This is a genomic window from Flavobacterium collinsii, assembly GCF_946903285.1.
Lineage (GTDB): Bacteria > Bacteroidota > Bacteroidia > Flavobacteriales > Flavobacteriaceae > Flavobacterium > Flavobacterium collinsii.
In genome coordinates, this window is sequence record NZ_OX336425.1 from 996,365 (window position 1) to 1,007,696 (window position 11,332).

An 11,332-nucleotide genomic window follows, 5' to 3' on the forward strand; every position below is an offset into this window, starting at 1 on the left:
ATTTGAAAAATTATGCGGTATATTTTCTTTTTATTCTTGCTCTTTATAGGCTTTTCAAGTTGCAGTAAAAATGAGGAACCTTCTGCTAATATGATGGTTAGTGCAATCAAGCTTACTCCAAAAAATGAATCCGCTGCAGCGTCAGATGTACAATATGACAAAGCTGCCCCAGATGCGCCACAGATTTCACAAAAAATTATTAAACAGGCTTCACTTCGATTCGAAACCAGCGATTTAGATGATACTTTCAAACAAATCCAAACTGCAATTGTTGCTAATAAAGCCACGATTCAGAATGATTCTGAAGGCAAAGAATATGACAACATTTACAGAACCTTAACCATTCGCGTTCCCAGTGCAAACTTTGATTCTTTTATAAATGCGGTTTCTAAAGGTGTTTCGTACTTTGAACAAAAAGAGATTTCTGCAGAAAATGTTACCGAACAATACATTGACTTAACTTCAAGATTAAACACAAAACGCAAACTTGAAGCTCGCTACTTAGAGATTTTACAAAAAGCCACTAAGATTAGTGAAATATTGGAAATTGAAAAACAAATTTCCGCTATCCGTGAAGAAATTGAAGCCAAAGAAGGTCAGCTAAAATATCTCGAAAGCCGCGTTTCAGAAAGTACCGTAACAATATCATTTTACAAAACCATAGCTCAAAAACAAGGTGTTAAGATTTCTTACGGTTCTAAAATATGGGCTGCTATTCAATCCGGTTTTTTCAGTCTGTCCGATTTTTTAATTTCAATTATTAGCGTCTGGCCATTTATTATAGTATTTTGCGTACTTGTCTACTTTATTAGAAAAAGATTTAAAAGAAAAAAAATATAATCATGTATCCTTATTTCAAGAAGAAATTTATCATACCTGCCGTTGCTGCAGGGTTTTTATTTATCGGAACCAGTTTTAAAGATGACTTTTTTGAAATTGCCAAACAAATTGAAATCTTTACCACTTTGTTCAAAGCGGTAAACACCAATTATGTCGACGAAACCAACCCGGGTGACCTGATGGACAAGGCCATTAAAAGCATGCTCGCAAGTCTGGATCCTTATACCGTTTATTTTAACGAACAGGATGTTGTTAATTTCAAAATCAACAATACAGGCGAATATACCGGAATAGGAGCTTTGATTTCAAGAAAAAAAGATCGCTTAATTGTACGTGAACCCTATAAAAACTATCCTGCCGACAAAGCCGGACTAAAAGCCGGAGACGAGATTATTCAGATTGGTGATGTTATGATTGCTGATTTTAAGGATGATGCCTCACAATTACTGAAAGGAACTAAAAATACTAAAATTACCATTAAATATCTTCGTCAGGGAAAAACCTTCACAACCGAATTGGTTCTGGATGAAGTCGATATTAAATCGGTTCCGTTTTTCGGAAAGATTGATGCCAAAACCGGATACATTGTTTTGGCACACTTTAGCCGAAAAGCTTCCAACGAAGTAAAAGATGCCCTTGAGAAACTTAAAGCAGACGGTGCAACTCAAATTGTACTTGATTTAAGAGGAAATCCGGGTGGTTTACTCAACGAAGCCATTGATATCTGTAATCTGTTTGTTCCGAAGAATGAAGTTATTGTGACTACGAAATCACGTATCGAAAAACACAACAACACTTATAAAACGACTAAAGAACCTGTTGATACTGAAATTCCTTTAGCCATCTTGGTAAATGGACGAAGCGCCTCAGCCTCAGAAATTGTTTCGGGAGCTTTACAGGATTTAGACCGTGCCGTGATTCTGGGAAGCCGCAGTTTCGGAAAAGGTTTGGTGCAGCGCTCTGTTGACTTAACTTACGGAACTCAGTTGAAAGTGACAATCTCACGTTATTACACGCCTTCCGGACGTTGTATTCAGGCTTTGGATTATGCGCATAAGGACAAAAATGGTGTGGCTCAAAAAACCGATGCTAAAAATTTCAATGCTTTTAAAACCCGAAAAGGAAGAACAGTTTATGATGGTGGTGGTGTTTTACCGGATATCGAACTGGATGAAACCAAAATGAGTCCGATCACAACTGCTTTGCTAAAAAATGACGGAATCTTTGATTATGCTACCACGTACTATTACAAGAATCCAAATTTAGGAGATAAAACACCAATCCTTACTGATACTGATTACAGTAGTTTCAAGCAGTTCCTAAAAACCAACAAAATTAGTTTTGACACGGAATCGGAAGTGGCGTTGAAAAATATGATGGCTGCGGCCAAAAATGAAAAAATAGACGAAACTATTGCCACGGAATACCAACAATTACAGGCAGCTCTTGAAAAAAGCGAAAGCACGCTACTGGATAAAAATCAAAAGGAGATCAGAAACCTGATACAGGAAGAATTGATTAAAAGATATCAATATCAGGAAGGTTTGTATCAATATTACATTAAAAACAATTCAGAAATTAAAAAAGCTGTGAATGTATTAAATAACCAGACTGAGTATAAAACGATTTTAAAAATGTAAAAAAATGAAGCTTTACAGAGCCCTATTTCTGTTTCTTATTTACAATTTATCGGCACAGCAAAAACCTATTGAAACTATCTATTTCGAATTTGACAAGTTCGATCTTACACCAAAACAAACCGAAGTTGTAAACCGTTTTATTAAAAGTATCGACACTTCTAAAGTAGAGTCGGTACAAATATATGGCTATTGTGATGATCGCGGAAATGACGAATACAATTTTCGTTTATCTAACAATCGGGCAAGCACCATTCAGAACTTATTGGTTAAAGCCGGATTCAACCAAGGTAAAATTGTTATTTTGGAAGGGAAAGGACGTGTTGTTGTCCGGCCCGACACTATAGAAAACCTTCACGAAACCCGTACCCGAAACCGAAGGGTCGATTTGATAGCCGTTAAGAAAAATAGTTTTGGAAAAGGAATCTACAACTCGTTTCCGAACAAGCTTAAAATTGGTGACAAGATCTTCTTAGACAATATTCTGTTTGATATTGGAAGTTCAAAACTTACTTCAAACTCTAAAAAGGAATTAGATAAAGTTGCCGCAATCTTAGAAAAACAAAATGGTCTAAAATTCGAAATCAGAGGTCATGTTTGCTGCACCCCTGATATCTACTCCGACGGAATTGACAGAGCCACCAATGAAAGAAGACTTTCCTGGAACCGTGCCAAAACTGTTTTTTACTACCTCAGCTCCAAAAAGATCTCAAAAAACCGAATGACTTATCAGGGTTGCGGGAATAAATATCCGCTGGGAAAAGGTGATAATCTGGATCGTCGTGTTGAATTTTTGATTACGAAAATTTAAACCGCTTTTTAATCCTACTGTACCTTTGCTCCTCTGAGCCTTTGCTCCTTTGTACCTCAACAAAACGCTTTAGTCACGCGTCATCTCTATGTGCTCAATATCATCCTCCAGATACATATCACTGGTTTGGACAAATCCGTGGCTTTCGTAGAATTTTTTTAAATACAATTGAGCTCCAATGGTTATTGCTTCTTTATTGAAATTCAATTTTATAGCAGCAATCGCTTCACGCATTAGGTCATGTCCCCATTTCCTATCTCTGTAATTGGCATCCACCACCACACGTCCGATCGAAGCATTATCAAAACTAATTCCAGCGTCGAATAAACGTACATACGCTACCGTTTTGCCATCGTATTCCCCAATCAGGTGTAATGCTTTCTTATCTTTACCGTCAAGGTCTAAATAAACACAGTTTTGCTCTACTACAAAGATCTCACTTCTTAATTTGAGTAAATCGTATAGCTCGTTTACATTTAACGCCTCAAAAGGCTTTATTTTCCATTTTAGCTCCATTTGCTCTTTGTTTATTGTTTTGGCTTATTGTTTACGGTTCTAACTTACGCTAAAAACAAAATTATACCAAATATTCTTAACTATAAATCCCGATTACAAACTGCAATCGGGATTGAATAGTTTAATTCTAATAAATTTTCTGCTAAACAAATTATATAGTACTTATAATTGATAATACTATCCAACAATTTTTCCTAAAGTAAATTTACAACTTTCCGGAAAAGCACTTCCGTTATCCATCCAGAGTTTGTAATGCATGTTATTAAATAAATCTGCAGGGCTGATCTCAAAATTTCTAATCTCAGGACTGCGCTTTAAAACTCTTGGTACTATTTCATTAATAAACCAGGAATTGTGTGTTATCAATAATGATTTTTTTAAACCAGTCACACCTAAAGGTGATAAAAGTAATTCCATTAGTTCCTTATCATCTTCATACACTTTAGCAAAATTTACAAAGTCGATATCCGCTATAGCACTGTCGTCTATAGCCTTTGCAAAATCTGAAAGGTTTGGAATAAATCGATTTAAATAATCGGGCAAAATATGATCCTGTTCGCAAAGATCTTTAACATTTACCGCTTTATCATCACTATTGATTATTGTATGTCCAAAAATGGGAACAATCACTCTTTTAATTCCCCACATGGTATGGAGAATCCTGTGTCTATTGTCGCTACACAGTTCTTTGGTGCTATCCATTAAGTCATGGATGTTAAGATAATCTTCTATCACGCCACCACGTTTTCGAACTGATATTTGAGAATGTATAACTGAATTCATCTTTAAAATTCTCCTAACTCTGATTCTTCCAAGTTAAAATCATCTGGATTCAATACAACGTCATCATCATATTCCACAATATCATGAAACGTAATATTTAAAATTTCATAAATTTTTTCCGCTTGTTCGAATGAAATAGCATCGGGAAAGTCAAAACAGTACTTGTCTTCAATTTCTAAGTTGAACTCCGAACGAAAAAACACTTCAAATTTTTCATAAATCTCATCATAATTATCATTGTAAAAAAAGAAATCTACTACATTCATTCCACCAAAATATTCAATTGAAATAATATCCTGTTTTAGTTTTTCAATTTTGGCTTCATCTAAATTATTAAAAGTACCTACAATACTTCCTAGTTCGCCTTCAGCTAATTCAAAAGCCTCATCAGTATAAAAAAAACCTCTTTTGTGAATTACAAACTTTGCCATGTTTATTCTAAATTATTATTGGTTAAACTTTATTTTAAGTCACAAGAAACAAATGTAAGATTTTTTACATAATAAAATAATCTTGAAAAACTTTTACAAAACAAAAAAACCGATTACACTTGCAATCGGTTTTTTGGTATTATCCTGTACTGTATTTCATTTTTTCTTCATAATGATTTCCATACTCTTAAACTCCTCACCATTTTTCACATCAAACATTTCCATCTTACGTGTTTTAGCATCTACAATGGTATAAATTTCTCTGTAGGGTGTCTTTTTACCGTTTACGGGATTAACCATGTCGCCTTTTAGCTCCATACTTTTAGTGCTTTCATCGTACTTACCCATTGCCACCAGCATACCGGTTCCCATATTATCGATAAAAGTAGTGGTGTATTCTTTACTGGCATTGTTATAAGCTAATGTACTTTTACCCTCAAAAGCTTGTCCCATCATGGTTCCCTGATAATTTGATTCCTGATAACGTCCGCCAAGAATCATTTTAACGTTTGCTGTTGAAGTTGCTTTTTCAGGTTTTCCGTTTGGTTCTGTCCAAAAGGTCATATCACAGTTCCAGGTTCCAACCTCATCCGCCATTAATTTATGAGGAGCCCCCGGGGTTGCATACTCTTGCCAGGCTTTCATTTGTGCTACCGAATCAACCGGTTGTTCCGCTATTGGTTCTTCCTTTTTAATACTATCAGAAGAGCCTACTGTTTCAGTTGCTGTCTTTGTCTCTTTTTTACAGGAAGCAAAACACATGACTAGTAATAATGCTGCAATTAAATTTTTCATAATGATCTGTTTTAATGTTAGTTGTAAAACAAAATTAAGAAAAATTAGTTTGTCACCTCATTACTAAAAACTTAACAGGATTTCCATAAAAAGCTGCAAATTGATAATTTTGGTATTGGGCTTTTGCCCTTTCAGGGCGCAAACAAAATTTTACCTGCTTCATCGTGCGTTGCACCATGCTTCTGCTTTTGGGCTTTCAGCCCTTTATATTACCTCTTATCAATTTTAACCGATTTTATAATTGCTTCCAAATCCAGCATTAGATCACGTTCTTCATTGGAAGGCGAATAACAAAATCCTTCGATTACCAGAATTCGGTTATACATTTCGTCAACAATTGCATAGTTGATAAAAGGTCCGGCCATAAAATCGTTCTTAAGTTCCCAGGTTCCTTTAGTTTCAAATGCTTTTTTTCCATCTAAGGAAATCGTTGAAAAATAAGGCGCGTATGCCTCACCCGTTATCATACGTGTGTTGGGTTCTCTGCCTTTGATGTAACTCCCAACGGAATCACGCATCCGAATAATATTGTCGATTACATTCGCACTTTTTTCAAAACTGTGAATGGGGATCTGATAAATAAGCAAACTGGTGTTGCCACTTATAATATCTTTTTTTAACCAGATAAAATTCTTTTTATGCAGCATGTATTCATATCCGGTAGGAATTTGCAGATCGATATGAAACTTATTTTTTATAACAGCTGGATTCAACAACGATTTACTGTTATCTTCCTGAATTTTTTTGATTTCGGCATCCCGGATTATTTTGATGATTTGCCCCGAATTGAGTTCGATACTGCAAATAATATCATCAACCGATTTTCCGTAAATTCTGAAAGTGTTGTGGGGTAGTGATCTGCTGTGTGTCACTTCGAACTTATCAGCAGTTGTTTTTTTAACTACAATTATGCTTCGGCTATCAGTAACAAAACCTTCCAGTAAACGAGCCGGATACTGATTAATAGTAAATAGGGGTTCTTCTTGTGTAAGTCCTAAAACTGGTGAAGCAAATTTATTTCTGATGCTATCTCCAACTTCGCCATACCATAACTGATCGTCTATGATGACAGAAATTGTATTCGTTTTTCCGGATATAGGTTCCTCCTGCTTCTCATTTTTAAAACATGAAATGAACAGCAACGGAAGTAGTAGTAATAAAAAATGGGTTTTATTCATTCTCTTAAGTTATGAAATAAAACCCAAATTTATATAAGATTTTTTATTATCCGTTTATTTTAAGCTTCATTCCTGGTTTAATATCTCCGTCTTTAATGTTATTCCACTTTTTAATATCGGAAATGGTTACTCCCGGATATTTTTTAGAAATACTATACAACGAATCTCCTTTTTTAACATAATAGTCTTCACCAAGAACTTTTGACGTCGCTTTTTTCTTGAACGAATCAATTGAATTGTTTGATGCTATAGCAGTTGTTACCGCATTTTCGTCAACAATTTCAGGAACAGTTTTAGAAACAACCAAAGTTTTTCCTAAACCAATATTATTTGAAGTCAGACTATTTAGTTCTTTCAACTCCGCAATAGTCGTACCGAATTTCTTTGCAATGCTCCCTAAATTATCTCCGGCAGCTACCACATACTCTTGTGACTGTGTATTATTTTTCTCTTTATCATCAGCAGCTGCAATAGCTTCCTCTGTTTTTTTATCTATCGCCAATGTTGCTTTAGCTTCTTTTGGATTTTTAACCGAAGCCTCTATATCAGATTTAATTTTTAAGCTTCTTCCGAAGGCAACTGAATTTGATTTCAGATTATTCCACTTCTTCAGATCGACAATACTCACATTATATTTGTCTGCAATTGCTCCCAGATTATCACCTTTCCGGACTTTATAAAACTGAATTTCTTTAGAAGAATCTTCTTTTGCTTTTGCGTTATATTTTGTTCTTGGTGCTGTCTTCATTGCCAATTGTACAGGCATAGTTTTATTCTGTGCCTGATAGGCTACATAGGCATAAATCTTGTCTTCGTTTGAAACAAAAGTTGCTACTTTATCTTTTGGCAAGCGCAGGAAATGCTGCTCTCCCTGATAAAAAGGCACTACATTTAATTTATAAGAAGGATTTAAGAGCTGTAACTGAGATTGTGGCATGTCTAACAAATCGGCTATTTGTTTGAATGACATCTGACTCTTAATCTGAACGGTATCTGTTTCAAAATTTTTAACAACGGCTCTTTGTGGATTTATTCCGTGTTCTTTATGGTATTCGAAAAGGTACATGGTTGCTAAAAAAGCCGGAACATAACCCTGAGTTTCTTTTGGAAGGTGGCTTCGAATGTCCCAATATTTTGTTTTTCCGCCGGAACGACGAATGGCCTTGGTCACATTTCCGGGTCCTGAGTTATAAGAGGCCAGAACCAATTCCCAGTCACCAAAGATGTTGAACATTTTGCTCATGTATTCTGATGCTGCAGCAGTTGCTCTAAGCGGATCACTGCGTTCATCGATATAAGAGTCTATTTTAAGGGCGTATTGTTTACCGGTTCCGTACATGAACTGCCAAATTCCCGTGGCGCCCATTTTAGAAACTGCTTTAGGGTTTAAAGCAGATTCTACAACGGCTAAATATTTAATTTCTAAAGGAACGTTTTGCTTCGCAAAAGCATCCTCAAAAATTGGAAAGTAGTATTCGGATAAAGACATTAATCGGGAAAACGATTTTTTTCGATTCTTAAGAAATGACTTTATTATGTTTTCTAATCCCTGATTGTATTCAATATTAAAAGGTGATTTCCCATTCATTGCCTGCAGTCGCTGTTTTAGCAAATCTGTTGGCAGTTCCTCATCAACTGTCACGTCTGTATTAATGGTTTGAATGTCTTTTGTCAGATCATCGTAAATATCCAGACTTACTAATTCGTTCATCCAAAGACTGTCAACTCTTGCTGCCAGTTCATTTTTTTTGAAAGTATTTTTAACAGAATCTAAATACGATATCTTTACAACCGGCTTAATTTCAGCATCTGCTTTTGCAACATCCTGCGCAAACATGGATATCGAAAAAAAGGCGGAAACCACTATTGCTATTTTTTTTACAATCATATAACATTATTTTAAAATTCTATAATTCAATTCATTACAGAAACCTTAGTTTTACAAACTTAAACAGTTTAATGAAGAAAAATATGTAAAAAAATGTTAATTGTGATTTTTTAGTCCAAAATCGCGGCGATTCCAGGTAAAATTTTACCTTCTAACATTTCAAGCATAGCTCCACCTCCGGTAGAAACATAACTCATTTTATCTTCAAAACCGAACTGTTTTACTGCTGCAACAGAATCTCCACCTCCCACTAATGAGAAGGCACCGTTTTCTGTAGCTTCGGCAATATAATCACCTAAAGCGATCGTTCCTTTAGCAAAAGATTCCAGTTCGAAAACTCCTAATGGACCATTCCATAAGATTGTTTTAGACTCCAGAATTACTTTTTTAAAGTTTTCTAAAGATTTAGGACCTGCATCAAGACCTTGCCATCCATCAGGAATTGCGTTTACATCGACTACCTGAGTGTTTGCTGTATTAGAGAAATCATCTGCAGCAATTACATCAACCGGGATGTGAATCTGAACTCCTTTTTCTTTGGCCAGTCTCAAGATTTCAAGCGCTAACTCTTGCTTGTCATCTTCGCAAATAGATTCTCCAATTTTACCACCCAGTGCTTTAACGAATGTAAATGTCATTCCGCCACCAATGATCATGTGATCTACTTTGTCTAAGATGTTTTCGATAACGGTAATTTTTGAAGATACTTTTGAACCTCCAAGAACTGCTGTTACCGGTTTTTCACTATTTTTAAGTACTTTATTTAAACTTTCTATTTCTTTTGCCAACAATGTTCCAAAACATTTTTCAGTTGGAAAAAACTGTGCAATAATCGTTGTTGAAGCATGCGCTCTGTGTGCTGTACCGAAAGCATCATTTACATAGATGTCTCCCAATGAAGCCAGTTCTTTTGCAAAAGCTACATCTCCAGCTTCTTCTTCAGCATGAAAACGTAAATTCTCAAGTAATAAAACTTCACCCTGCTGTAAGTTAGCCGCAGCTGACTTTGCTGCTTCTCCAACACAATCTTCAGCAAATTTCACCTGAACTCCCAATATTTCAGAAGCTGTTTTTAAAATGTGTTTTAACGAATATTTTTCTTCTGCTCCTTTTGGTCTGCCTAAATGCGACATTAAAATTACGCTTCCGCCCTGTGCCAAAATAGCGTCAATAGTTGGTTTTGCAGCTTCGATACGTGTAGCGTCAGTTACATTAAAATTTTCATCCAATGGCACATTAAAGTCCACACGGATAATTGCTTTTTTATTTTTAAAGTCGAAATCGTTTAAAGTTTTCATTTGATAATTTTTTAATTTATTCTGATAGAAAACAAATATAGAACTTTTAGTGTTGCAACAAATTTGAAAAATGTAAAATTAAACCCGCTACAACAGCGAAAACGATGTAATTTATGAAAAAAAACAAATTAACTTTTAAAGCCGCTAAAAATGCTTCCTTAATCGTGAACCGGACTTTGTGTACAAGGACAGTTACTGATTGATTGTAGGAAATCGAAACCAATTGTTATGGAGTGTGTTCCTGTATTATAATTACCCAAATCGTTGAACATTACCTGATACGAATATCCAAAGTAGAATTTAGATTTCATAAAACCTACCATTGGCCCAACTGATAATGGTTTTGGAAACTGATCGTTTAAGAAACGATAAGAAACCCCGATCCAATAATAGTCCTCATAACGATTATAACGTCTGTACTTGAAGTTGAAATCGGTCGTAGAACGATTATCACTTGCGAAGTACTGGTAGTAAACCGATGGTTCGTATTCGATACGACTGTTTTCTCCGTCTTTAAAAATAAAACCGGAATAGATCTGATAATTGGAAAGTAGCGAAGGCTCAACTCCACGGTATTTATCAGTATTTTTCTTTAAAACGTTATTGGCATTAAAACTTACATAGAACATTTTATTACGATACAAGGCACTCACATCAAAGTTACTGTTTGAAGTATATCGATTGTCGGTTACAGCCGGATCTAAAATAGGATGTTCGATAGTGTTATTGAATTCATCAATATCAATACGAAAGCTATTAAAGTTATACGAAAGTCCGAAAGACAGATATTGCTTCGAATAATAATCCAGGATAAGGTGATGTGCAAAGGAAATTTTGGCTCCCGTCTGACGCGTATATCCATTTTTATCATTGTAGACATTGATCCCGACTCCAGAACGATCCAAGACCCTAAAATCGGCATAAAGCGACTGGTTGTCCGGTGCATCTTTTATCCCTACCCATTGCGTAAGTCCGTTGGCTCTAATTCTAAGGTTGTCTCCAATACCGGCAAAAGCAGGTGAAATAACAAATGGATTATCTGCTAAATACTGTGTAAAAACTGGTAGGTTTAACTCTTGGCTGTAACTTGTTGTTACAGCCATGAGTACTAAAGATAAAATAAACTTTTTCATTGTAATAATTTTTTTAGATAAC

The 11,332-nt window shown here is 35.4% G+C and carries 11 protein-coding genes; 3 read left to right on the forward strand and 8 right to left on the reverse strand.

All coding sequences use genetic code 11. From position 1 onward, the window contains the following. Nucleotides 1-12 precede the first annotated feature (12 nt). The 3 genes from OGZ34_RS04520 to OGZ34_RS04530 are packed head-to-tail and all read left to right on the forward strand — an operon-like array spanning nucleotide 13 to nucleotide 3,288. A complete protein-coding gene (locus tag OGZ34_RS04520) occupies nucleotides 13-840 on the forward strand; it encodes a DUF4349 domain-containing protein (protein ID WP_263362266.1) in 828 nt (275 codons plus the stop codon). Nucleotides 841-842: 2 nt separating this feature from the next. Continuing rightward, on the forward strand, nucleotides 843-2,480 hold the full coding sequence (locus OGZ34_RS04525; RefSeq protein ID WP_173964502.1) for a S41 family peptidase: 1,638 nt from the start codon (nucleotides 843-845) through the stop codon (nucleotides 2,478-2,480). Nucleotides 2,481-2,484: 4 nt separating this feature from the next. Continuing rightward, a complete protein-coding gene (locus OGZ34_RS04530; RefSeq protein WP_173964503.1) occupies nucleotides 2,485-3,288 on the forward strand; it encodes an OmpA family protein in 804 nt (267 codons plus the stop codon). Between the two features lie 69 nt (nucleotides 3,289-3,357). Here OGZ34_RS04530 and OGZ34_RS04535 read toward each other — a convergent pair whose 3' ends face one another. The 8 genes from OGZ34_RS04535 to OGZ34_RS04570 all read right to left on the reverse strand — a co-directional run bounded on the left by OGZ34_RS04535 (nucleotide 3,358) and on the right by OGZ34_RS04570 (nucleotide 11,310). Further along, nucleotides 3,358-3,804 carry a GNAT family N-acetyltransferase gene (locus OGZ34_RS04535; RefSeq protein WP_263362267.1) on the reverse strand — a complete coding sequence of 149 codons (447 nt, stop codon included), beginning with the start codon at nucleotides 3,802-3,804 and terminating at the stop codon, nucleotides 3,358-3,360. Nucleotides 3,805-3,981: 177 nt separating this feature from the next. Beyond that, nucleotides 3,982-4,587, reverse strand: coding sequence for a DUF6915 family protein (locus tag OGZ34_RS04540; RefSeq protein ID WP_263362268.1), 606 nt, complete (start codon nucleotides 4,585-4,587; stop codon nucleotides 3,982-3,984). A gap of 2 nt (nucleotides 4,588-4,589) precedes the next feature. Further along, nucleotides 4,590-5,018 (reverse strand): hypothetical protein, encoded by a 429-nt coding sequence (locus OGZ34_RS04545; protein WP_263362269.1) that lies wholly within the window; start codon nucleotides 5,016-5,018, stop codon nucleotides 4,590-4,592. Between the two features lie 156 nt (nucleotides 5,019-5,174). Continuing rightward, on the reverse strand, nucleotides 5,175-5,813 hold the full coding sequence (locus OGZ34_RS04550; protein ID WP_263362270.1) for a DUF1579 domain-containing protein: 639 nt from the start codon (nucleotides 5,811-5,813) through the stop codon (nucleotides 5,175-5,177). Between the two features lie 209 nt (nucleotides 5,814-6,022). After that, nucleotides 6,023-6,991 (reverse strand): DUF4837 family protein, encoded by a 969-nt coding sequence (locus tag OGZ34_RS04555; RefSeq protein WP_173964506.1) that lies wholly within the window; start codon nucleotides 6,989-6,991, stop codon nucleotides 6,023-6,025. A gap of 46 nt (nucleotides 6,992-7,037) precedes the next feature. Next, the gene (locus OGZ34_RS04560) at nucleotides 7,038-8,879 is read right to left on the reverse strand and encodes a lytic transglycosylase (protein ID WP_263362271.1); all 1,842 of its coding nucleotides are present in this window, start codon (nucleotides 8,877-8,879) and stop codon (nucleotides 7,038-7,040) included. A gap of 110 nt (nucleotides 8,880-8,989) precedes the next feature. Beyond that, entirely contained in the window at nucleotides 8,990-10,177 is a 1,188-nt protein-coding gene (locus OGZ34_RS04565) for a phosphoglycerate kinase (protein ID WP_263362272.1), read from the reverse strand. Nucleotides 10,178-10,335: 158 nt separating this feature from the next. Beyond that, nucleotides 10,336-11,310, reverse strand: coding sequence for a PorP/SprF family type IX secretion system membrane protein (locus tag OGZ34_RS04570; RefSeq protein WP_173964509.1), 975 nt, complete (start codon nucleotides 11,308-11,310; stop codon nucleotides 10,336-10,338). Nucleotides 11,311-11,332: the final 22 nt, after the last annotated feature.